The sequence below is a fragment of the Streptomyces sp. NPDC037301 genome (assembly GCF_055602785.1).
On the sequence record NZ_JBVJWD010000007.1, the window covers coordinates 1 to 22819 of the forward strand.

Below are 22819 nucleotides of genomic sequence, written 5' to 3' on the forward strand. Positions count from 1 at the left end.
CACCCGGACAGAATGACGCCCACGCGCCGTCCACCACAGCATCCGGACGGCGCGTCACATCACAACAGGGCAAACGTTGCCTGATGCGGCACTAGGTCATGAACTGCTGCAACTGCTGACGGTCCACATCGAGCCGTTCGACCATCGGCTGCATCGACTTCCGAAGCCCGTCCAGCAACAGGCCCCGCAGATGCAGCCCGCCCTTCACCCGCTGGTCAGCACGCGCCGGCGGCGCGAACACCTCCCCAGCGAAATCCTCCAACCTGCCCCGGCACTCAGCGAGTTCGCCCTCCCTCATACCGGCAGGAAAACCACCAGAACGACCACCTGCCCAGAGACGTAACAAAGCCCATCCAGTTCCTTTCAGCACTGGCACTCGGTGGCTGCGGGTGTCAGTTCCCCACGTGGTTCGCGCTGTCATCACAAGGATCGCGTGAGCCGAGCAGTGATACTCGGGTACGTCCCGGCCCTTCTGCTTGTGGTGCTCGATGCACAGCGGGCAGAAGGGCCGGATGCCGTGCGGTTGTCAACGAGCGCGGTCCCTGGGTTGGGGCGCGTCGCAGCAAGTGCGTGTCAGCCGCGGTCAGGGTGGGCGGTGGCGGAGTAGCCGTCGTACCAGGCGGCTTTTGCGCCGGAGTCGCCGATTCGGTAGACCTGTACGCCGGAGCCCACGCCGATGATGAGGGACAGCACCACGGCGGCGATACGCACAGGCGTGGCCAGCGTGCTGTTGGTGGATCCCACCACGTCAGGGGCGCGGTGAGCGGCGCGACGGTAGGACCACCACACCGCCGTGGCCACCAGGAAGAGCGCGATGACCCAGGGGAGCAGTTCGTCACCGAGTTCGGTGTGCTTGCGGACCAGGGCGTTGCTGTCCGCGTGCCGCTCCAGCCACTCGCCGGCGTCTGTCGTCAGCGGCACGCTGACCAAAGACACCAAGGCGAGGGCCGGCAGTGCGAGACCGAACCGGCGCATGACCGATGGGAGGGCGGCGCACAGGATCAGGGCGAGGGCGGTGAGGGGTACCAGGACCACGACGACGTGCACGAACAGGACGTGCGCGGGGATGCCGTTGATCAGGTCGAGTCCCACAGGGGGGCTCCTTCGAGGTTGGTGTTCAACAGTGGACAAGGGACGAGTTCGGCTCGTGCGGCGCCCTCGGTGGGGCAAGCTGCGGCCGTGATGCGGAGGCGCCCGTTCCCTGCGGCCGGCAATGAGGCCGTGTCCCGTCTCATGCCCCATACCGGCGGAATCCTGGTGTGCGCCATTCCTGGCCATCGGGCAGGACCGCGTGGGCTTCGTAGCCGTCCAGTGCTTCTACCCAGTCCTGTGCGCCGTCGCCTCGGGCGAACGCGGCGGTGGCGTAGGTGTCGGTCAGCGTCAGGCGGGGCCCGACGAGGGTGAGGGAGGCGAACGCTGTGGCGGGTGTGCCACGGTGCGGGTTGAGGATGTGGGCGCCGCGTTCGGCGGTACCGGAGGTGGCGACGGCCAGGTCGTGGTGGGCAGTGATGACGGTGGCCAGTTCGCCGGGGCGCAGAGGGTGGGCGATGCCGATGCGCCACGGGGTGCCGGGGGCTGCCTGGCCGCGGAGCTGGAGGTCGCCGCCGCCGTTGACGCAGGTGTGGTGCGCGCCCGCGTCGTAGAGGAGTTGGGATGCGGCTTCGGTGGCCCAGCCTTTGACGAGCCCTGAGGGGTCGAGGGTCCCTGCGGGGACGATGCTGAACCAGCCGTCGCTGGCATGGGCGGCCTGTGCGCAGAGGGACAGGACTTCGTGGACTTCGGGCGGGCAGTCCTCAAGACGGATCTCGCCGCGGTCGAGGCGGCTGATGTGGCTGTCGGGCCGGTAGGTGGAGAACACAGCGTCGACCCGGTGGAGGTTTTGCACGGCCTCGGCGAGGGCGCGGTGGATGGCGGGGGTCGGCTTGTCCCGGATGTCGAAGGAGAAGACGGTGCCCATGACGTGCTCGGCGTGGCGCAGTCCGTGTGCGGTGTCAGGCATGGGCCTGGTCCAGGGCGCTCTGCAGGGACTGGATGTAGCCCTGGCTGGTGTAGCTGGCGCCGGAGACGGCGTCGATGTGCGCGCTCTGGGCGCCGATCGCTTCCTGGGTGAGGCGGGGCAGAGCGTAGGAGGCGATCTGCTGGTCCCGGCCGTTGCGGTCCGGGGCCTGGAGGACCTTGATCGAGGTGATCTTTCCCTGGGTGAGGGTGGCGGCGACCTGCACGGTCCCGTACCGGGTGTCGATGGGATCCCCGGTGAACGTGCCCGTTCCGGTGGGCGTGCCCGGCGCGGTGCCGGCGGTGGTACGCGGGGCCGAGGAGACGGCGGGGGAACGGGGGGCCATCCCGGCGAGGGCGGGAGGCTGGTGGGGTTTGAGGGCGAGCAGCGTGACGACGAGGGAGCTGATCCCGGTGGTGGCGAGGACGGCTCGGCGCATGGTGGTTCTCCTCAGAACGCGAACGACTCGTGGTGGATGCGTCGTGCCGGGACGCCGGCATCGCGCAGGGCCTGGATCGCGGCGTGTGTCATGCCGGGAGGGCCGCAGAGGTAGACGTCGTGCGCGGCGAGATCCGGCACCAGGGCGGTCAGGCCCCGGGCGGTGAGGGGTGAGGAGTATGCGGCCGGTTCGTCGACGACGTAGTGCACGGTGGCCCGTCGGTGGGCGGCGATCGCGTCGAGTTCAGCGCGCAGGGCGAGGTCGGCGGGGCGGCGGGCCCGGTAGACGAGGGTGACCTGGCCCGGCAGTGTCTCGAAGAGCGTGCGCAGGGGGGTGATGCCGACGCCGCCTGCCAGGAGCAGGACCTTGGGGGCGGTGCGGCGGTTCGCGGTAAGGCCTCCGTACGGTCCCTCGGCCCACACGCGGGTGCCGGGTGCCAGGCGGGCGAGCGCGGCGCTGTGGCCGCCGGCGGTCTTGACCGTGATGCGCAGGTGGTGCGGGTGTGCGGGGGCGGAGAGGGAGTAGGGGTTGGCGGTCCACCACAGTCCGCGGGCCAGAAAGCGCCAGCGCAGGAACTGTCCCGGCCGCCCGCCCAGCTCGTCCAGGTGCTCGCCGGTGAGGTGGACGGAGACCACGCCGGGTGCCTCGGGGCAGACCGCCGTAACGCGCAGGCGGTGGCGCAGTCCGCGCCACAGTGGGACGGCGAACCGGTACCAGGCGACCAGCGCGGCGACGCCGAGGAAAAGTGTGTACCAGGCCGCCTGCGCGGAGCGGTTGCCGACGAAGTCGGCTCCGTTGGAGAGCTGGTGGCCGAAGGTGAGGAAGACCGCCAGGTAGGTGGCAAAGTGCAGGTAGTGCCAGGTCTCGTAACTCAGCCTGCGGCGGGCCGCGCGGGCCGAGAGGATTCCGGTGGCCAGGAACAGCAGGAACCCGGCCGTGCCCTTGAGGAGGTCGGGGTAGTGCAGCACGAGCGCGGAGGTCTGACTCACCACGTTCGTGTGGGAGGTCAGCGAGTATCCCCAGATGATCAGCAGGGTGTGGGCGAGGGCCAGGGACACGGTGCAGCGGCCGCCCCAGGCGTGCCAGCGGGCGAGGCGGTCGGTGCCGATGGTGTGGTCCAGGAGCGGCACGCGGGCCATGAGCGCCAGCAGGACCGCGCAGGCGTAGCCGGCCAGGAGCCCGGAGATGCGCCCCGCGCCGGTGAGCCAGCCCGCCGGGCCGACGACCGACGTCGTGTCGCTCCACCACAGTGCGAGCACACCAGCGGCGCCGGCCCAGATCACCAGCGGAGCCAGGAAGGGCACGGCGCTGTGACGCGGGCGCCGGTGGCGCATCCCGCGGCTCGCACAGGTGCCGGTGAACGTGGTGGTCATGGGGTTCCTCCGGATGGGACTCGCTCCGGCGATGGGCGGCCAGCCTCACAGCCCAACTTCTGCGTACCTTCTGAAACCGCCCCGTCGGCCACCCTCAGCGCAAATTCAGAGGAAACTCAGAGACACGGCTCGCACCGCCCCGGGCCGGGCTGGGGGATGCTGAAGGAACCATGAACGAGCCGCGTACCACCTCGCTTCTGCACCGCCCCGACGGAGAACCCGTGCGGATCCTCGTCGTCGACGACGAACCCGACGTCACCGACGTCCTGGCCGGAGTCATGACCGGCGAGGGCTGGCAGGTCCGCACCGCCGCCGACGGCGCGACCGCGCTCACGACCGCCCGCGCCTTCCGGCCCGACGCGGTGGTCCTGGACTGGATGCTGCCCGACCTCGACGGCCTGCAGATCCTCCGCACCCTGCGGCGTGAGGCACCCCGCGTGTGCGTGCTGTTCCTGACGGCCCGCGACGCCGTCGAGGACCGCATCGCCGGCATCACCGCGGGCGGCGACGACTACGTCACCAAGCCCTACAGCCTGGAAGAAGTCCTGGCCCGGCTGCGCGGGCTGCTCCGGCGGGCCGGCATGACCGCCGAGCCGGGCACGAACCGGCTCACCGTCGGGGACCTCAGCATGGACGAGGAAGCCAGGGAGGTCAGCCGCGGCGGGGCCACCGTCGATCTGTCCCGGACCGAGTTCGAACTCCTGCGCTTCCTCATGCGCAACCCGCGCCGGGTCCTGTCCAAGGACCAGATCCTCGACCGCGTCTGGGCCTACGACTTCGGCGGACGCGCCCACATCGTCGAGCTCTACATCAGCTATCTGCGCAAGAAGATCGACGCCGGACGCACCCCGCTGATCCACACCGTGCGCGGCGTCGGCTACGTCCTCAAGCCGGAAGCACCATGAGGCCCCCGCCGCCGCGCACCCTGCGAGGCCAGCTCACCGCCGGACTCGTCACCCTGCTCGCCCTCGCCTGCCTCGCCGTCGGCATCACCACCGCCCTCGCCCTGCGCGGCTTCCTGATGGGGCGTCTCGACGAACAGCTCTCCGCCTCCGGCGGCCGGTTCGCCGCCAGCCTGGAACACGAAACCACGCCCGACGCCGACAACCGCCCCGACACCCGCGGTCAGGCCGAGGCGACCTTCGGTGCCCGCCTCCTGAACGGCACTGTCACCCAGACAGCAGTCGTCGATCAAGCCACCGACCGCTCCCTCCCGCTCACCCCCGGGGACCGGCGCGCCCTGGCGGGGATCCCCGCTGACGGACACGGACACAGCATCCTCCTCTCCGCTCTGGGCAAGTACCGCGTCACGGCCGTCGAGGGCGACGACCAGGACATCCTGATCACCGGCCTGCCCCTGCACCCGGTGGAAGAGACCGTGCACCGCCTCGAAGCAGTGGAAGCCGTCCTGTTCGGCGCCGCCCTCGTGGCCACCGGCACCGCCGCGGCCCTCTGGGTGCGGATCTCCCTGCGCCCCCTTCAGAAAGTCACCGCCCGGGCGGCGGAGGTCGCCGGGCTGCCGCTCGCCAGCGGCGAGGTCGCCATGCCCGGGCCCCTTCCCGACACCGACCCGCGCACCGAGATCGGCCAGGTCGGCACCGCCCTCAACCACATGCTCGGCCACGTCGAGGACGCCCTCACGCGCCGCCAAGCCAGCGAGGAACGCCTGCGGCACTTCGCCGCCGACGCCAGCCATGAACTGCGCACCCCCGTCGCCAACATCCGAGGCCACGCCGAACTCGCCCTGCGTCACCACGGCCCCGTCCCCGCCGAAGTCCGCCACGCTCTGGAACGGATCAACAGCGAATCACAGCGCATGACCCGTCTCGTCGACGACCTGCTCCTCCTCGCCCGCCTCGATGCCGGACGCCCCCTCGACCACGAACGTGTCGACCTGACCCTGCTGATCCTGAACGCGACGGACGACGCACGCGCCGCAGGTCCCGCCCACCACTGGCTCCTCGACCTCCCCGAGGAGCCCGTCACCGTCACCGGCGACGCCCACCGCCTCCAGCAGGCCATCGGCAACCTCCTCGCCAACGCCCGAACCCACACCCCGCCCGGCACCAACGTGACCATCACCCTCACCACCGATCAGACCAGCGTCTCCGTGGTCGTGAGCGACAACGGGCCGGGCATCCCCGAAGAGCTCCAGCCCGAAATCTTCGGCCGCTTCGTCCGCGCCGACCACGCCCGCTCCCGTAGCACGGGGAGCACCGGTCTGGGCCTCTCCATCGTCCACGCCGTCATCACCGCCCACGGCGGAACCGCCACCGTCACCAGCAGCCCCGGACACACCACCTTCCGCCTCACACTCCCCGACAGCCGTCGATGTAGACCGACCACGGCGAGGCGTCGCCGGCCAGGTTGATTCCGACCCAGTCGGCTGCGGGCTTGCCGTCCCGGCCGACCAGCTTGATGTTCAGGTCGTAGCGCTCCTCCTCCTTGAGCTGCGCGCCGGTCCAGTCCGGGTGCTGCTGGGCCAGGATCGCCGCTGCGCCGACCACGTGCGGGGTGGCCATCGAGGTGCCGTTGAGGGTGCGGTAGAGGCCCTCACCAACGTCGTTCATCTCCTGCGAGCGGGCCGCGGTGAGTGGCGCCGGCCGCCGTCACCGCCCGCCCAGCTGTGCAGTGTGCCCGCGTGGACTCCGAGCTCGTCGGCGACCTGCGGGACCGGCTTCCCCGTCTCGATCACGATGCGTACAGCACCTTCACGGAACTCGGTGTCGTACGCCCGTTTCATGGGCCCCATGAGCCTCGACCTCCCCTGCAATCACGGACTCCACGCTACGAGGGAAGGACAGAAGCTTCAGGGGCGGAAGTACCCTGCTCGGCGACATGTCTGCCCAACTCGGACCACGGTCCCAGCCCATCACGCCGAGCCGCAGCTCCTCCCCGGTGTCTTCGAAAGTGACATCAGGTATGTCCTCGTATGCATGAGGGACGAAACTCGTGCCTATGCCATGCGCTCAAGCAGGCGAGCCGAGACGGGGTGGTCCAGCGGCTGGCCGTCGGCGAGGCGTTCCACCTCACCGACGGCCAGCTCTCCCATGCGCAGCAGCTCGGTTCCCAGGGAGCCCGCGACATGAGGCGTCAGCACGACGTGTGGGTGATCCCGCAGTGGACTGTCCGTGGGCAGCGGTTCCGGATCCGTGACGTCGAGCACCACGTACAACTGCCCGCTGCCCACCGCGGCCGTCAGCGCGGCGGTGTCGACCAGGTCGCCCCGCGCGGTGTTGATCAACGTGGCGCCGGGGCGCATCGACGACAGTCGCCGCGTGTCCATGAGATGCCGCGTCTGCGGCAGCGACGGCGCGTGCAGGGAGACCACGTCGCTGGTGGATACGAGCTCGTCGAGCCCGAGCAGTCGTGCGCCCAGCGTCCCGGCCTCCGCCTCGGTGAGGTAGGGGTCAGCGATGACGAGTTCGAGGTCGTAGTTCCGCAGCAGGGCGAGGACGCGGCGGCCGATGGCAGAGGCGCCGACGATCCCTATCTGCTTACGGTAGTTGCCGGCCGGACCGGACCCGTCGGGCGAGTCCACCTGTACGTGGCCGGGTGCCTGCCGCGCGAGCAGCGGCAGGACACGCTTGTTGGCCAGGACGATCATGGCGACCGTGTACTCGGCGACGGGGACGGCATTGGCGGCAGCGGCCGATGAAACTGCGATTCCCCGCTCCCAACAGGCGGCCGTGACATGGTGCTTGACCGATCCGGCGGCATGGACAACGGCACGCAGGTGTGGTGCCAGCGCCAGTGCCTCGGCCGTGAGGGGAGGGCATCCCCAGCCGGTGACAAGGATGTCGACGCGGGCGAGCGAGGCCTTCGACTGAGGCGAGGTGAACTCATGGAGCACCGGGGCTGGATCGAGGTCTGTGGCCCTGCCCAGACGCCGCAGCAGTTCATCGTCGAACAGGCGCCCTGCCAGGCCTTCGTGCATGGCGAGGGCAAGTCGGGGTCGGCTGTCGCTGGTCACGCGTCTCCTCGGCTGTGGATTTGATGTACAGGTCGCGAGGCAATCCAATGACCGGTCGGTCGGCAGCGTCAACGATCACCCTGCTGACCGAAAGGAACCGAAAGCGAGGAGAGGAGATGATGAACAGGCAGGTGGCAGGCTGTCATGTCATCCGGCGCCGCAGGAGGAACGGACCACGAGCTTGGGCAGCAGTGCCATACGCCGGGTCGCCACCTCATCACCCGGCGCGGCGATGCGTCGCATCACGGTGTCCACGGCGGTGCGGCCCACATCGAACTTGGGCGGGGCCACCGCGGTCAGCGGCACCTCGGCAAGTGCTGCCACCTCATCGTCGTAGGAGATGACCGCGACGTCGCCGGGGACGTCCAGCCCGCGCTCCATGACTGCCCGCACGACCGCCGCCGCGTTACCGTCCGAGTGCACGACGACGGCTCGCGTCCCGGAGCTCAGACAGCGGTCCACCAAGGATGCGACGGCCGCTGCGTTGCCCTTCGGGTCGAGGTCGCTGCGCGGCAGTTCTGTACGTTCCACGCCGCCGTCGGTCAGCCTCAGCCTGGCCAGCGCCTCCGCGTGGCCGTCGAAGAGCCACCGGGCCGTGGGGCTGCCCAGCCCACCCGCCGCGGCCACCCGCGTATGCCTCAGGGAGACCAGATGTTCCACCGCGAGTTCGGTGCCCGCCGCATGGTCGGTGCGCACGTACTCGATGTGCGCGGCGGCCGTCCCCGAGAGCGATCGCTCGACCAGTACGGCCGGCACGTCGAGTCCGCTCAGCCACTGCGTGGTCTCCGGATCCTCGTCGGGCGGTTGGGCAGTCGCGATCAGCAGCCCGTCCACGCCGCGGTTCAACATCCGGTCGACCTGTTCGCGTTCGAGGTCGCGGTCGTAGTGGGAGACGGCCAGAACGATGCGGGCACCGTGCCCCCCGGCAGCAGACTCCGCCCCCCGAATCACGCCTGGGTAGTAGTACACGGAGGACGGGACCACCAGGCCGACGGTGGCACGGCGGTGGGTGTCGCGCCTGCCCGTCTGCTTGCCTCGCGCCGTCTTGCGCGCCGACTCCGGCCGCTTGCCGGGTATGCTCGCGCCGCCGTAGACCCGCTCCAGCAGGCCTCGGTCGACGAGCGTTCCGATGTCCCGCCGCAGAGTGACCGTCGAGACGCCGAGACGGCCGGCCATGTCCGTCACGCGCACACAGCCCTGACTCCGGGCCACCTGCATGATCGCCTCGTGACGCTCGACCGCCATCATCACGTGCTGTCCCCCGAATCGGCTGACGCTTACCCGGCCATGGGGCTACCTGGCCATCGGGCGTGGAGCGTACTGCCTTTTCCGATCGATCGAAAGTCTCGGCTTTCGTTCTCCTCGCTCTTTTCGTTTCCCTTCGACTTCTTGTGACCACCTTGGCCGAACGCTCATGATGGCGATCATTTCCATACCGTCGCGACTCAGAATGAGAGAACGAGGTGCCGCGCATGAGCCTGTCGCACCAGTCCTTGCCCCCCGAGGACCGGGAGCTCTCCCCCTTCACCGGGTTCGGGCGGGCCCACTGGGTGGAGCTCGCGGACCAACTTCTCGTGGACGCACACCGGTTCACCACTCCCTCGGGTGCGCGCATCGCCCTGCCGGGCCGTCCCTCGTCCTCGGGTCCCGACTCGGATCAGCTGGAAGGTTTCGCGCGGACCTTCCTGCTGTTCGCCTTCCGCATGGCGGGCAGCGCAGGAGAAGCGCCCGCCGGGTTGATCCAGTCGTACGCCGACGGTCTCGCCGCAGGTACCGACCCCGCTCATCCCGAGGCGTGGCCGAGGCTGGCGCAGGAGTGCCGTCAGACACTCGTGGAGGCGTGCTCCCTCGCGCTCGGTCTGCATCTGACCAGGCCGTGGCTGTGGAACCAGCTGCCTTCCGCAGTGCAGGAGCGGATCGTCCTGTGGTTCCAGGGTGCTTGGGGGCTGGTCATCCCGGACAACAACTGGCACATGTTCCGGGTGATCGTCGGCGAGTTCCTGGCGAGTGTCGGCGGGGCGCACGACCGCGCCGAGATGGACACCGACCTCGCCAGGATCGAAGAGTTCTACGTCGGTGACGGGTGGCACCGTGACGGCGGCGATGCCCGCAGCGCCGACTGCTTCGACCACTACTGCGGCTGGGCCATGCACACATATCCCGTGCTGTGGGCCTTGATGGCCGGGGAGCGCGGGAAGGCGCGACTGCCTGTCCTGCGAGAGCGACTGAGCCGGTTCCTGGAAGACTTCGCGCTGTTCTTCGGCTCCAACGGTGCGCCCATGCACCAAGGACGCTCCCTGATCTACCGGTTCGCCGCAACAGCGGCCCCCTGGGTCGGGGCGCTGGCCGACGCCACACCGCTCACCCCGGGCCAGACCAGACGGCTGGCGAGCGGCGCGTTGCGGCACTTCACCGACCGGGGCTTCCGCGACCACCGGGGGATCGCCACGCTCGGCTGGTACGGGGAGTTCCCGCCGCTGGTGCAGCGCTACTCAGGGCCCGGCTCGCCATACTGGCTGTCCAAGGGCTTCCTCGGTTTGCTGTTGCCGGCGGATCACCCATGCTGGACCGCGGTGGAGGAGGCGCTCCCCGTCGAGCGCGCGGACCAGGTCAGGGCCCTGCCCTCCCCCGGCTTCGTCCTCTCGGCCACACGCGCCGACGGCGTCGTCCGGCTGTTCAACCATGGCAGCGACAACCGGCTCGCGCCCGGCGCCGCCGCTGATCCTCACTACGCGCGTCTGGCGTACTCAACAGCCACCGGCCCCGCCCATCCGAAACCTGGGCGGCCGCAGCACGCAGACAACCACGTGGGTCTTATGGACAGTAAGTTGGGACTGTCCCAGCGTCACCGCATCCACCGGCTGCGCGTCGTCGACCGCCACGCCGCGTCGTGGCACCGTCCCGTCTGGCCGGCCGCGCCGGACGGACAGGGCCCCGCCAGTGCGGCGGACGCCCGTATCGAGACGGCGAGCGTGGTGTGGGGCCCGTACGAACTGCGCGTCCATCTCGTGGATGCTTCCCCCGGCCTACCGCTCTACCACAGCGGGTGGCAGGTAGCCGGGGAAGCGCTGGTCTCGCAACCGGACGGCGGGGACCGGTCTTCGGCCGTCACCACCGCCGGGCTCACCAGCAGCTTCGTCTCCCTGCACGGCCATGACCCGGTACGGCTCGCGAACGACGAAACCGCGAGCGCGTTCGGCGTGAGGACTGCCTTCCCTTATGCCGTCGCCGAGCGGGCCGAACACCGCACGCTGCACGTGGCGCTGGTCGGACTCACCGGGCAGGGCGCGACAGCGCAAGTACCGGACGTGCGGTGCCGGATCGACGGAACCACGGTCGCCGCGCGATTCCCCGACGGCACCCGGGTCCTTGTCGCCCTGGGGCCGGCGCCCGCGCGTTCACCCGAGCTGGGGGGACAGGTGCTGGAAGGGCCGGTGCGGTACGCCCGGCTGACTCCCGGCGAGCGGCCGGTCGTCGTCTCCCATTGAACGAACGACCCGACGGTCCGAGCGTCAGAGGAATGAGAGGACACAGATGAGTAGGTCACTGCCTGCCGCCCGAACGTGGTGTTCCCGATGACCGACGAACACCGCGCCGACGTCGCCGGGCACGCCGAAGACCCAGTGGTGCGCGCTTCTGTCCAGTGATCGGCGCACATCAAGCTGTCCCGCCGGCCCCCGCATCCCACGGGTGCGCTTCGCGGAGGCCGGTGCGAAGCGCGGCTCCAGCCGCGGAAGGGGAGGCCCAGATGGTGGCCCAGCCGTACGCCGCACGGGAGTTGAAGTTCCAACGCCTGGCGGCGGAGCTGCGTCGGGGGGTCCTTGACGGCACTTGGCCACAGGGCAGCAAGCTACCGACAGAGCAGGAACTGGCTGCGGAGACCGGCCTTTCGTTGACCACGGTCCGGCGTGCCTACGAAGTCCTCGTCGAGCAGCGGCTGGTCGAGCGGCGGCAGGGCGCCGGGACATTCGCGGCGCCGCGGCCGGGCGCTGTCCGGCATGCCTCCGCGGTCGTGGGAGTGCTGGTACCCACCACATCGTCGTACTACCCGAGAGTGCTTCAGGGGATCGAGGAGGCGCTGGCTGTCGCCGGGGCGCGCATGGTCCTGGCGTGCTCCCACTACGACCAGGTCGTCGAGCGCGAGGCGATCGACCGACTTGTCGGCTCCGGGGTGGACGGACTGTTGCTGGTGCCCCAACTGCACGAACTCGCCGATCCCCTCGGGCGGATGGCCGAACTGCTCGAATCGCCGGTGCCTGTGGTGCTGATGGAGCGCCGGCTGGCCGCCGCGGGGCCTCTCGATGCCACCGAACATGTGTGCACCGACCATGCCAGCGGCGCCTATGCCGCGGTACGGCACCTCCATGATCTCGGACACCGCAGGATCGCGCTCCTGGTGCGTACCGACGGCCCGCACGCTGTGCCGATCTCCGAGGGGTTCGACCGTGCCGTCGGCGACCTCGGCCTTCTGGCGGCAGTCCGGGTCGGTGAGCCCTTGGAAGCGTGGGACTCGCGGCGCGCGGATGCCGCGATTGCCGTCCTGGCGGCCGACGGTGCAAGTGCCGCCCTGTGCTTCGGCGACCGTGAGGCCTCCCTGATCCTGGGGGCGGCGCGTAGAGCGGGGCTGCGGGTTCCGGAGCATCTCGCCCTGATCAGCTACGACAACGAGTTTGCCGATGTGGCCGAGGTACCACTGACCGCGGTGTCGCCACCGAAGTATCGCCTGGGCAGGCTCGCCGCCGAGATCCTGCTGCAGCGTCTGGCCGACGACGGCACAGGCCCCGTGCACCAAGTGGGGCTACGTCCCCGGATCGTGGTGCGGGCATCCTGCGGCGGGAAATCCCCTTGGAGTCCGCGTAGTTCTTGTTGATTCCTATCGTCGCCGCTCAGCAGCATGAGCGTCTGTCCCCACCTGGGCAGACGAAGGAGTCTCATGAGTACGACGGCCTGGAAGGCCTTGAACAACCCGAACGGCCGGTGGCCGCGCGGGCCTGTGGCGCGGAGACTGGCCGCGGTCGCGCTCTGCTGCGCACTCACCGTGGCTCTGCCGGCGACGGCGGCCGCGGGCGACCGCGATGACGGCGGGGCCGCGGACACAATCCCGATCTCGTCCCCCGAGCTGACCATTCAGGCCGACCCGGGCTTCCCCGCGGTCCGGCGCTACGACTGGTCGGCCGACGGGGCGGTCATGTACGGCCGCACGAAGGGCGGCCCTGGCAAAGTCGTCGTCAACGGAACGACATACACACCCGGCGTCCACAGCACGGCCGCGGCCGACGGAACGGCGGTCGACTACACGCTGCGCGTCGACGACCTGGATCTGACGCTCAAGGCCCGTCTCGCGGTCAGCGGCCATGTGCTCACCTTCAAGGTCACCGGCATCGACGAGAGCCCCGAGCACAAGTTGCGTACGCTGGCCATCCCCGACCAAGGGCTGATATCCGCCCGCTCCGACCAGCCGGGTGCCGAACTGGCCGACGCGCGACTTTCGTTCACCACCGCGTACAACAGCGAGAGCGACATCGACAAGCACATCAAGCTCGCGGACGCTCCCGTCGACAGCGCGCCCCGCGGCACCACCTACGCAATGCTCAACACCGACCATCTCGCCGCCGCCGTCGAGTCCAACTCGCTCGAGGACCAGTCGCGATTGCTGATCCGCACGGCGCGGACGGGCGAGGAGAAGACCACGTCCGTCTCGAGCGGGACCTGGACCTGGCGGCCCGAGCCCGTCGACGGGCAGGACCCGAAGCCCACCGAACTGCCCTACGCCAAAGTCGTCCTCACAGGCGACCGCAATGACGACGGTGCAGTCGACTGGCAGGACGGCGCGATGGCGTACCGGGAGATCATGTACCGGCCGCTGGGCGCCGAGCGGACCAAGGACTACGTGGTCTCCAACATCGAGTACAACACCAACAGCTTCGCCAGCCACCCTTTCACGCGTGTGCTCGACGACATCAAGAAGGGCAGCCTGCTCACCGACGGTCTCGGCCAGCTGGTGCAGCTCAAGGGCTATCAGGCCGAGGGCCACGACAACGCGCACCCGGATTACGGCGGCCACATCAATAAAGGCGCGGGCGGCCGCAAGGACCTCAACTTCCTCGTGGAGAAGGCGAAAAAGTACGACGCCGCCATCGGGGTCCACATCAACTCCACCGAGGCGTACCCGGATGCGAAGAACTTCAGATGGGACATGACCAACGGAGCGGACGACCCGGGCTGGATCTACCGGGACGTCTCGTACCACATGAACCGGGACAAGGACGTCCAGACGGGCGCCTTCGGCAAGCGGCTCGACGGTCTGGCCAAGGATGTGCCGGGTCTCGCGTTCATCTACAACGACGTGTACTTCGCCCGTGGATATAACGCCTATGAGCTGGCCAGGGCTGAGCAGGCCCATGGCTGGATGGTGCACACCGAGTTCGAGGACTTCCTCGACCGTGACGCGCTCTGGTATCACCGCTCAGGTCAGTACGAGGACAACGGTGTGCGCTCGCAGATCATCCGGTTCATTGAGAACACCGACCGCGACATCTGGTACCGCAAGGACGCCACGCTGCTCAAAGGCCTCTCGAACCTCTCCTACGGGGGCTGGATGGGCCAGACCGATCTGAAGGCCTGGCAGCAGAAGATCTTCACCAACAACCTGCCGACCAAGTTCATGCAGCACTTCCCGATCACCAAGTGGACCGATCACCGGGTCGACTTCACGGACGGGGTGTACTCGACGGATGCCACCGGGACCTGGCAGCTCTTCCAGGGTGATACGAAACTCGCCCAGGGCAACAAGCTGTTCCTCCCCTGGGACCCGGAGAAGCAGAGCAAGATCTACCACTGGAACGACGACGGTGGCACCACCACCTGGAAGCTGCCCCCCAAGTGGCGTGGCCTGGATACCGTGTCCCTGTACCGGCTCACCGACACCGGCCGCAAGGACAAGCAGACCCTGAAGGTCACGGACGGCGAGGTCACCGTCACCGCCGACGCCCGCACCGGGTATGTCCTCTATCGCGGCAAAGCGGCGCGACAGCACACGGTGTGGGGCGAGGGTGCACTCGTCAAGGACGGGTCCTTCAACAGTCACACTCTCGACGCCTGGTCCAAGGAGGGCAGTGCGGGCATCGAGACGAGCGACAAGGGCTGGCAGTTCGCCCGCTTCGACGGGTCCGGGGCAGGGCGCCTCACGCAGCGGATCAGCGGCCTGGCACCCGGCACCTACGAGGCGTCCGCCTACGTACGGGTCTCAGGCGGGCGCACCGCCACGCTGGGGGTGAGCGGCTACGGCGGCGATCCGGTCAGCAGATCCATGGCTACCTCGCCGGCCGAACTGAAGGATCCGGTGAATGTCTGGAACGGGACCACATTCCAGAAGACGTACGCCGCGTTCACCGTCCCGCCGGGCCACAGCACGGCCACCGTCAGCCTTGCCGGTGCCGCGGGCGCTGACGGCAGCTCAGCCGACTTCGCCGACATACGCGTCAGTCCGACGCATGTCAGTGCCGAGAAGGCCAAGCACTATTTCTACGAGGACTTCGAGGCCGCAGATCGCGCCTGGGGACCGTTCGTCAACAGTGAGGGCTCCGGCAGCGACAACCCGCACAGTCATCGGGCCGAGCGTCACGATGGCTACACGCGGGACACGATCGACGGCGACTTCTCGTTCAAGTCCTTCCGCATCGGGCACGGTGACGTGTGGCGCACGGTGCCGGGGACGCTGACGTTCAAGGCAGGGCGCACTTATCGCGTAGGTCTGAAGTACCAGTCCGACGCAGCCGGTCAGTATCGGCTCCAGGTGCGCTCGGGGGGCAGCGTCGAGCCGGAGCGTACGCTCGTCGATGACGCGCTACCGGCCACGACCGCCAGGGCCCTCGACAGCTGGCCTGCCGCCGACGCCCCCCGGCCCCAGGGATGGACCGACAGTGCGCCGCCGCAGGGCAGTGCGCCCAGCAAGGAGTACGGCACGGTCTTCAGCACCGGCGGTGCCCAGTGCGGCGACCCCTATCTGGCGCTGACCTCGGCCGGCGGCAAGGGCGCTGTCACCGTCGACGACCTCGTGGTCGACGACCTCGGACCGGCTCCGGCAGGCTCCGCGTCCGAGTGCCCGTCCACGGGTGTGCTGAGCCTGTCCGTGGACGACATCCGGGCCGGTGCAGGCCAGGACGCGCCGGTCACGGCGACCCTCACGAACCACGCTGATGTACCCGTCACCGACATCGGTGTGAAGCTGACCGCGCCCAGTGGCTTCACCCTGGAGCCCGTCTCACCGACTGCGGCCGTAACCCTCGCGCCCGGCGAAAGCCTGAAGGCCACCTACAGGCTGCGGTTCCCGGCAAACGGCGCGAAACCAGGCTCGTACCACGTCAGCGGCGAGGCGAGTGCCACGTTCAACAAACATCGTGTGACGGCACTCGCCGACAGCAAGATGACGTTCAACTGCCGTCCAGGCGTGCGCTGTGAGGCGGAGGACGCCGTGCTGCGTGGGACGACGACGGAGACCCTTGCCAGAGGGCAGAGCGGCGACGGATACGTCAACTATCCCTCGGGCAACGGGGATTCCGTCGAGTGGACCGTGGACGCCGAGCAGGCGGGCGACTACACCCTGGCCGTCCACTACGCCCTGCTGTCCGGGGACAGGCCACTGACGCTCACCGTCAACGGCACGGACGTCGGGACGCAGTCCTGGCCTCTTACGGGCTCGTGGTCGACATGGTCGGAGCGGAGGTTTCAGCTGCCACTCAAGGCGGGCGCCAACACCATACGTCTCACGTCGGCCAAAGACGACGGACCGAACGTGGATTACCTGACCGCCACTTTGGCGGGCACAGGCGGCTGAACCCCACTCTGACGAACTCGGGCCCAGGGGTCTGCCGCGGCAAGGCGGCAGGCACCTGGGCCCACCTTGTTCACAATTCTGCACGGCGGTTTCGATCTTCCCCCGAGTGATCGATGTTGAACGGTTGAGGTGAGTTTCTGGCCGAGTTCCGAAGTGATCTCGTACAGTCCGTGCACTGCTTACCCGCGCAGTGGCGCAGCCCGGACGAGCTGCCGCCCCTGACGATCCGCTCCGTCTCCCTGACGCCGTGGCCCGGGTACCCGTCATTCCGTATCGCAAGGAGGACATTGTGCTGTCCATCGACAACGGCCGACGCAGACTGAACACCATCGCGGTGGCTGTCTGCCTCGTGGCAGGCCTCGGAGCCTGCACCAGCGGGACCACTGGCACCGTCGGGGGCACGGGCGGCAAAGGTGCCGCGTCGCTGACCATGACCGCTGGGGCCGTGACGACCTGGGCCCGCAACTTCAACATCTACTCGCCCGCCAGCGACAAGAGCCCCGCGCTGCGGCTGCTGTTCGAACCGCTGGTGCGCGTCGACTACACCCGGGGTGCCAAGGTGGACCCCTGGCTGGCCAAGTCCTTCGACTGGAACAGCAAGGGCACCGAGCTCACCTTCCATCTGCGCACCGATGTTGCCTGGTCGGATGGTAAGAAGCTCACCGCCGACGACGTCGTCTACACACTGAGCCTCATGCTGGAGCACCCCGAACTCAACCGCGCCGGCGTCACCTACAAGAAGGTGACCAAGGTGGACGGCGCGACCGTCAAGGTCACCTGGGACCACGCGGCCTACTCCGAGCTCAGCGGCTTCGGGACCGGCAACCTGGACATCGTTCCGCGGCACCAGTGGGCCGGCAAGGACCTCAAGACCTGGACCAACAACAATCCGGTCGGCACCGGACCGTACGCCCTCGGCGGCTTCAGCAGCCAGCAGGTCACCTACAAGGCTCGCAACGACTACTGGGGCGCCCGAGTGGCCGTACCGACCATCAAGGTCCCGGCGCTCCTCGACGACGCGACCAAGCCCAAGATGCTCACCGGCGAACTCGACCTGGCCACGTCCGCGTGGGCCGACGCCGACAAGGACTTCGTGGCGAAAAACCCGAAGACGAACGTCTACGCGGTGTACGCGACGGGCGGCAGCACGGCCCTGTACTTCAACAATGCCGTCGCCCCGTACGACGACGTCCATGTGCGGCGCGCCCTCTCCGCGGCTGTGGACGCCCAGAGGATGCTCTCGCTCAACAACACCGGCCAGGCCCCCGCGAACATCACCGGGCTCGACGAACAGGCCTATGGCGACGTCATCGCCGACGAGTACCGCGGCAAGGTCAACCAGCAGGACATCGCGCTCGCCAAGAGGGAACTCAAGGCCGGTGGCTACACGGTCAAGGATGGCAAGCTCGTCAAGGCGGGCAAGTCCTACCCCCTGGAACTGAAGATCGTCCAGGAGTACGCCAACTGGCAGGCCTACGCACGTGGCTTCGCGGACCAGGCGAAGAAGGCTCTCGGCCTGAACGTCAAGGTGACGCCGGTGCAGTCCTCCAGCTTCGACCCCGAGGTCAACGAGGGTGACTACGGCATGGCCTTCAACTATGCCGGGAGCGGCACCGGGGTCTACAAGTCCTACTCCGCCATGCTCGGCAGCTCGTACGCCAAGCCGATCGGCAAGAACTCCAACTTCAACAACACCGAACGCTGGAAGGACCCGCAGACCGACCGCCTCCTCGACCAGCTGCGTGCCACGGACGACCCGGCGCGGATCAAGGAGATCTCGGCGAAGCTCGAGAAGATCGTCGCCGAACAGGTGCCGCTGCGCCCACTGTTCCAGAGTGTGTGGTTCATGGACATCAACACCAGCCGGTGGAAGGGCTGGCCCAAGCCCGGCAGCGACGGCTACATCCCGCACTTCATGAATGGCCCGGACTTCACCCTGACCCTCCAGCACCTCAAGCCGGCCGAATAGGAACAAGGACCGCGCCATGACCGAATGCACCGCGGAGGAAACTCCTTCCTCCGCCACATCCGCAGCGGCCGGGGCCCCACCTGCCCCGGCCGCAGCGCCCGGGCGCCGCCGTTCCTCCGGCCGCTGGCGGCCGCTGCGCAGGCGAATCGGCTTCTACCTGGTCGCCGCCTGGGCCGCTGTCACCGCAAACTTCCTTATTCCGCGCCTGATGCCCGGCGACCCCGCTGAGGTGATTCTCCGCCAGTTCCAGAAGACCTCCGGGGGAGAGCAGCTGCCGCCGGGGGCCGTCGAAAACATCCGGGCCCTGTTCGGCGACCCGAAAGCCAACCTGTTCCAGCAATACGTCGACTACCTCGGCAACCTCGCGCATCTGGACCTCGGCGTCTCCGTGAGCCGGTTCCCCGTGCCCGTCTCCGACCTGATCACGACGGGCCTTCCCTGGACCCTGATGCTGGCCGGAATCTCCACCGTCCTCGCCTTCGTCATCGGGATCGTCCTCGGCGTCGTCGCCGGGTGGCGGCCGGGGCGCCTCGCCGACTCGGTGATGGCCCCGCTGGCGATGTTCACCACCTCCGTGCCGTACTTCTGGATCGCCCTGCTCGCGGTTTGGGTGCTCGGCTTCAAGCTGCGCTGGTTCCCGCTCTCCGGCGGATACGCACCCGACGCGGCGCCCGGATCGATCGGCTACGTCCTGAGCTTGCTGCACTACGGAGCTCTGCCGGTGGCGACGATCATTCTCGCCTCCGCCGGAAGCTGGCTGGTGGGCATGCGCAACATGACGGTCACCACCGTCAGCGAGGACTATGTCCAGCTCGGGCGTGCCAAGGGCCTGTCTCCCTGGCGGGTGATGACCCGCTACGGCGCCCGCAACGCGATCCTGCCCAGCTTCACCAGCTTCGCGCTGGCCCTCGGCCATGTCGTCGGAGGCTCCCTGCTGACCGAGATGGTCTTCTCCTACCCCGGTATCGGATTCCTGCTGTTCGACGCCATCGACAAGCGGGACTACCCCCTCATGCAGGCGGTCTTCCTGCTCGTGACCTTGGCGACCCTGTTCACCAACTTCGTCGCGGACTCCTTGTACAGCCTCCTCGACCCGCGCACCCGGGAGGTGAGCTGAACCATGAAGGACTTCCTGCACAGCTGGAAGGTCCGCACGGGCCTCGCGATCCTGTTCCTGTACGGCCTGCTCGCGATCTTCGGCCCCAGCCTCAACTCCCTGCTCGGTCTGGACCCGCACGCCATCGACTACCAGGCCACCCAGCAGCCGCCGTCCGCCGCGCATTGGCTGGGTACGACAACTGGCGGAGAGGATGTCCTTGCGCAGCTCCTCGTCGGAACTCGCGGCTCGATCATGGTCGGGCTGATCGCCGGGACCATCAGTACCGCCATCGCGGTGCTTGTGGGAGTCATCGGCTCGTTCGCGGGCGGCCACGCCGACGGGTTCGCCAACTTTCTGACGAACCTCTTCCTGGTCGTCCCCGTCTTCCCGCTGATCCTCGTTGTCGCCGGATATCTGCAGGGCGGCGGGGTGCTGATGATCGGGCTCCTCATCGGCTTCTTCGGCTGGCCCGGCGGTGCGCGTACCCTGCGGGCCCAGACCCTGAGCCTGCGCCAGCGGGACTTCATCATGGCGATGCGCATGCTCGGCGAGCGCCGATGGCGTCTGGTGTGCGTCGAGACGATGCCGCACCTGGCCGGCTGGATCTCCGCGATGTTCCTGCACGCGGTGGTCGGGGCGGTACTCGCCGAGGCCGGGCTCGCCTTTCTCGGTATCACCAGCCCTGACGCGGTCAGTTGGGGCACGATGATTCAGCAGGCCAACCAGCAGTCGGCGTTGCTGCGCGGAATGTGGTGGTGGTTCGTGCCACCGGGAGCCTGCATCGCCCTGCTCGGCCTCGCCACCGGTCTGGTGAACTTCGGCATCGACGAGATCGCCAACCCTCGTCTCAAAGCTGCACGGCGCAGCCTCGTCCGCCAGGTGGACAGGCGTGCCAAGGCGGCTGCCCGGCCGGTCCCGACGTCGGCCGCCCCGCATACCCAGGAGGTCCCGTCATGACCGGCGCCGCATACCCGGAGAGCGCGGTCGCTGCCGACCCCGCGCAGCACCGGCAGGACCTCCTGCTCGAGGTGAAGGACCTCACCGTCGAATACGTCAGGCCCGCGCCCGACCCCGGTGTCGTGGCCTGCCGCGAGCTGACCTTCGACCTGCACCGGGGTGAAATCCTTGGGGTCGCGGGTGAGTCAGGATCGGGCAAGTCGACGCTGGTCACCGCACTGACCCGCTTGCAGCGGATGCCCGCCGTGACCACGAACGGCTCGATCCACCTGCACCGAGAGGGCTCCGTCCCTCTGGACCTGGTGGCGCAGCCGGAGCGCGCGCTGCGCCGGCTGCGGTGGAGTGAGATGGCGATCGTGATGCAGTCCGCCATGGATGCGCTCAATCCGGTGATGCGGCTCGGTGCGCAGTTCGCCGACGTCCTGCGCGCCCACGATCCGACGATGGGCAGGAAGGCCGCGTGGGAGCGGGCAGCCGAACTGGTCGCCATGGTCGGCATCTCCGCGGACCGGCTTCGCGCCTATCCGCACGAGCTGTCCGGCGGCATGCGTCAGCGCGCCTCGATCGCGCTTGCCCTGGCCTGCGAACCGTCCCTCATTGTGATGGACGAACCCACCACGGCCGTCGACGTGGTGATGCAGCGCCAGATCCTCTCGCAGGTGCTCCGCATGCGCGAACAGCTCAGCTTCGCCGTGGTCTTCGTCACCCATGACCTGTCCCTGCTGCTCGAACTTGCCGACCGGATCGCGATCATGTACGCCGGACGCATTGTGGAGGAGGGCCCGGCGAAGGTTCTCTACGCCGACCCGAAACACCCCTATACACGCGGTCTGCGGGACTCGTTCCCGCCGCTCTTCGCGCCCAAGCGGCAACTGACCGGCATACCCGGCGCCCCGCCGAGCCTGGTGTCCCCTCCCGCAGGGTGCGCCTTCCACCCGCGCTGCGACCGGGCGTTCGCACCTTGCGACACCCGCACCCCCGAGCTCGTAGCGGCGGGAGACCGTCAGGTTGCCTGCCATCTGCATACGTGCGATCCCCTGCTTGCGGCCGAGCGTGCGGAACAATCCGCCCCACACGAGGAGTTGAACCGGTGACGACCACCGTTCCCGCGCAGGCCCGTGAGCGGGCGCCCGTACTCGAGGCGGTCGGGGTGAGTCGCCACTTCGACGTCAGCCGCGGCCTCGGCCGGCATCAGGTGGTGCGCGCCGTGGAGCAAGCCCATCTCACGCTCCACCGGGGCGAGATCGTCGCCCTGGTGGGCGAGAGCGGCAGCGGCAAGACCACACTCGCCCGGCTCCTCGCCCTCTTCCACGGTGTCACCGCGGGGGAGATCCGGCTGAACGGCACCGCCGTGCACCCGAAGTCCAAGGCCGCGCGGGCCTATCACTCGGCCGTACAGATGATCTTCCAGGACCCCTTCGGCTCACTCAACCCGCAGCGCAGGGTCCGGCACAATCTGGAAAGGGCGCTGCGGCTGCACGGCCATGCGGCGGCTTCGAAGAGCGAACGCAGGCTCCAGGTCCTCGAACTCCTGGAGAAGGTCAACCTCACACCGGCCGAGCAATTCATCGACAAGCTGCCCCACGAACTGTCCGGCGGCCAGCGTCAGCGCGTCGTGATCGCCCGTGCCCTCGCGGTCCGCCCCAGTGTCCTGATCGGCGACGAACCGATCTCGATGCTCGATGTGTCGATCCGCCTGGACATGCTCAACCTCCTTGCCCGGTTGCGGGATGAGGAGGGTCTCAGCCTGTTGTACATCACCCACGACATCGCCAGCGCCCGCTATCTCGCGGACTGTATTCATGTGATGTACGCGGGACAGATCGTCGAGTCGGGGCCCACCGAAGAAGTCATCCAGCGCCCCAAACACCCCTATACAAAGCTCCTGCTGGATTCCTCGCCCGACCCAGAGCGGCTCCTTGCCCCGGACGCGGGCAGCGCCTTCGACATCACCTCGTCGCCGGGGGAACCGCCGAGCCTGATCGCCCCGCCGCCGGGCTGTCGGTTCCACCCGCGCTGCCCGCTGGCACGTGTCGAGTGCGGGCAGGCCGCACCGCCCCGGGTCGCCTTCCCCTCAGGGCAGGTGGTGGACTGCGTCCTGCATGCCTGAGACGGTCCGGCTTCCGGTGACCTCCGCCCACCGGAAGCAGAGCTCGTCCTGCCTTGCGCGGAAACGG

Annotated in this window: 17 protein-coding genes and 2 pseudogenes; 10 read left to right on the top strand and 9 right to left on the bottom strand. The window is 68.7% G+C overall.

All coding sequences use genetic code 11. The annotated features are described in order from the left end of the window. Positions 1-94: 94 nt before the first annotated feature. From ACZ7IB_RS13840 to ACZ7IB_RS13860, 5 genes and pseudogenes are all read right to left on the bottom strand, one after another. Positions 95-298, bottom strand: a pseudogene (locus tag ACZ7IB_RS13840) (transposase); the annotation flags it as partial. A 275-nt stretch (positions 299-573) separates the two neighbouring features. Continuing rightward, entirely contained in the window at positions 574-1092 is a 519-nt protein-coding gene (locus ACZ7IB_RS13845) for a DUF2231 domain-containing protein (RefSeq protein WP_470912517.1), read from the bottom strand. Between the two features lie 139 nt (positions 1093-1231). Next, positions 1232-1999 (bottom strand): FAD:protein FMN transferase, encoded by a 768-nt coding sequence (locus ACZ7IB_RS13850; protein WP_470912519.1) that lies wholly within the window; start codon positions 1997-1999, stop codon positions 1232-1234. Next, positions 1992-2435: an FMN-binding protein gene (locus ACZ7IB_RS13855; protein WP_470912521.1), complete on the bottom strand. Its 444-nt coding sequence runs from the start codon at positions 2433-2435 to the stop codon at positions 1992-1994. The genes ACZ7IB_RS13850 and ACZ7IB_RS13855 overlap by 8 nt, the downstream gene beginning before the upstream one ends. 11 nt (positions 2436-2446) lie before the next feature. Beyond that, positions 2447-3808, bottom strand: coding sequence for a ferredoxin reductase family protein (locus ACZ7IB_RS13860; protein WP_470912523.1), 1362 nt, complete (start codon positions 3806-3808; stop codon positions 2447-2449). A gap of 170 nt (positions 3809-3978) precedes the next feature. Between ACZ7IB_RS13860 and ACZ7IB_RS13865 the strand changes: the two genes are divergently transcribed. Beyond that, on the top strand, positions 3979-4713 hold the full coding sequence (locus ACZ7IB_RS13865; protein ID WP_470912524.1) for a response regulator transcription factor: 735 nt from the start codon (positions 3979-3981) through the stop codon (positions 4711-4713). Then, positions 4710-6179 carry a HAMP domain-containing sensor histidine kinase gene (locus tag ACZ7IB_RS13870; protein ID WP_470912526.1) on the top strand — a complete coding sequence of 490 codons (1470 nt, stop codon included), beginning with the start codon at positions 4710-4712 and terminating at the stop codon, positions 6177-6179. Before ACZ7IB_RS13865 ends, ACZ7IB_RS13870 begins: the two co-directional genes overlap by 4 nt. A gap of 70 nt (positions 6180-6249) precedes the next feature. On the opposite strand, the pseudogene ACZ7IB_RS13875 reads toward ACZ7IB_RS13870, so the two are convergent. The 4 genes and pseudogenes from ACZ7IB_RS13875 to ACZ7IB_RS13890 all read right to left on the bottom strand — a co-directional run. Further along, positions 6250-6402 (bottom strand): annotated as a pseudogene (locus tag ACZ7IB_RS13875) (S8 family serine peptidase); the annotation flags it as partial. Continuing rightward, complete coding sequence (locus ACZ7IB_RS13880; RefSeq protein WP_470912529.1) at positions 6375-6560, bottom strand: transposase; 186 nt, start codon at positions 6558-6560, stop codon at positions 6375-6377. The pseudogene ACZ7IB_RS13875 and the gene ACZ7IB_RS13880, both read right to left, overlap by 28 nt. Positions 6561-6764: 204 nt before the next feature. Further along, positions 6765-7745: a hydroxyacid dehydrogenase gene (locus tag ACZ7IB_RS13885; protein WP_470912916.1), complete on the bottom strand. Its 981-nt coding sequence runs from the start codon at positions 7743-7745 to the stop codon at positions 6765-6767. Between the two features lie 183 nt (positions 7746-7928). Further along, positions 7929-9029, bottom strand: a complete 1101-nt coding sequence (locus tag ACZ7IB_RS13890) for a substrate-binding domain-containing protein (protein ID WP_470912917.1) — start codon at positions 9027-9029, stop codon at positions 7929-7931. Positions 9030-9253: 224 nt separating this feature from the next. Here ACZ7IB_RS13890 and ACZ7IB_RS13895 point away from each other — a divergent pair, with 224 nt between their 5' ends. From ACZ7IB_RS13895 to ACZ7IB_RS13930, 8 genes are all read left to right on the top strand, one after another. Further along, positions 9254-11269: a DUF2264 domain-containing protein gene (locus tag ACZ7IB_RS13895; protein ID WP_470912531.1), complete on the top strand. Its 2016-nt coding sequence runs from the start codon at positions 9254-9256 to the stop codon at positions 11267-11269. 260 nt (positions 11270-11529) lie between these two features. Then, a complete protein-coding gene (locus ACZ7IB_RS13900) occupies positions 11530-12651 on the top strand; it encodes a GntR family transcriptional regulator (RefSeq protein WP_470912533.1) in 1122 nt (373 codons plus the stop codon). 63 nt (positions 12652-12714) lie between these two features. Then, positions 12715-16617: an endo-alpha-N-acetylgalactosaminidase family protein gene (locus tag ACZ7IB_RS13905; protein ID WP_470912536.1), complete on the top strand. Its 3903-nt coding sequence runs from the start codon at positions 12715-12717 to the stop codon at positions 16615-16617. A 247-nt stretch (positions 16618-16864) separates the two neighbouring features. Then, entirely contained in the window at positions 16865-18586 is a 1722-nt protein-coding gene (locus ACZ7IB_RS13910) for an ABC transporter substrate-binding protein (protein WP_470912538.1), read from the top strand. Between the two features lie 16 nt (positions 18587-18602). Beyond that, on the top strand, positions 18603-19703 hold the full coding sequence (locus ACZ7IB_RS13915; RefSeq protein WP_470912541.1) for an ABC transporter permease: 1101 nt from the start codon (positions 18603-18605) through the stop codon (positions 19701-19703). A gap of 3 nt (positions 19704-19706) precedes the next feature. Next, positions 19707-20642, top strand: a complete 936-nt coding sequence (locus ACZ7IB_RS13920) for an ABC transporter permease (RefSeq protein ID WP_470912544.1) — start codon at positions 19707-19709, stop codon at positions 20640-20642. Further along, entirely contained in the window at positions 20639-21736 is a 1098-nt protein-coding gene (locus ACZ7IB_RS13925; protein ID WP_470912547.1) for an ABC transporter ATP-binding protein, read from the top strand. Before ACZ7IB_RS13920 ends, ACZ7IB_RS13925 begins: the two co-directional genes overlap by 4 nt. Next, entirely contained in the window at positions 21733-22752 is a 1020-nt protein-coding gene (locus ACZ7IB_RS13930) for an ABC transporter ATP-binding protein (protein WP_470912549.1), read from the top strand. The genes ACZ7IB_RS13925 and ACZ7IB_RS13930 overlap by 4 nt, the downstream gene beginning before the upstream one ends. The last annotated feature ends 67 nt before the right edge of the window (positions 22753-22819 follow it).

Bases quoted from the DNA above. Each gene is read 5' to 3' on its own strand.
- ACZ7IB_RS13855 (WP_470912521.1), bottom strand. From the start codon at position 2,435: ATGCGCCGAGCCGTCCTCGCCACCACCGGGATCAGCTCCCTCGTCGTC.
- ACZ7IB_RS13920 (WP_470912544.1), top strand. From the start codon at position 19,707: ATGAAGGACTTCCTGCACAGCTGGAAGGTCCGCACGGGCCTCGCGATC.
- ACZ7IB_RS13905 (WP_470912536.1), top strand. From the start codon at position 12,715: ATGAGTACGACGGCCTGGAAGGCCTTGAACAACCCGAACGGCCGGTGG.
- ACZ7IB_RS13860 (WP_470912523.1), bottom strand. From the start codon at position 3,808: ATGACCACCACGTTCACCGGCACCTGTGCGAGCCGCGGGATGCGCCAC.
- ACZ7IB_RS13925 (WP_470912547.1), top strand. From the start codon at position 20,639: ATGACCGGCGCCGCATACCCGGAGAGCGCGGTCGCTGCCGACCCCGCG.
- ACZ7IB_RS13885 (WP_470912916.1), bottom strand. From the start codon at position 7,745: ATGCACGAAGGCCTGGCAGGGCGCCTGTTCGACGATGAACTGCTGCGG.
- ACZ7IB_RS13915 (WP_470912541.1), top strand. From the start codon at position 18,603: ATGACCGAATGCACCGCGGAGGAAACTCCTTCCTCCGCCACATCCGCA.
- ACZ7IB_RS13850 (WP_470912519.1), bottom strand. From the start codon at position 1,999: ATGCCTGACACCGCACACGGACTGCGCCACGCCGAGCACGTCATGGGC.
- ACZ7IB_RS13890 (WP_470912917.1), bottom strand. From the start codon at position 9,029: ATGATGGCGGTCGAGCGTCACGAGGCGATCATGCAGGTGGCCCGGAGT.
- ACZ7IB_RS13895 (WP_470912531.1), top strand. From the start codon at position 9,254: ATGAGCCTGTCGCACCAGTCCTTGCCCCCCGAGGACCGGGAGCTCTCC.
- ACZ7IB_RS13900 (WP_470912533.1), top strand. From the start codon at position 11,530: ATGGTGGCCCAGCCGTACGCCGCACGGGAGTTGAAGTTCCAACGCCTG.
- ACZ7IB_RS13880 (WP_470912529.1), bottom strand. From the start codon at position 6,560: ATGGGGCCCATGAAACGGGCGTACGACACCGAGTTCCGTGAAGGTGCT.
- ACZ7IB_RS13870 (WP_470912526.1), top strand. From the start codon at position 4,710: ATGAGGCCCCCGCCGCCGCGCACCCTGCGAGGCCAGCTCACCGCCGGA.
- ACZ7IB_RS13865 (WP_470912524.1), top strand. From the start codon at position 3,979: ATGAACGAGCCGCGTACCACCTCGCTTCTGCACCGCCCCGACGGAGAA.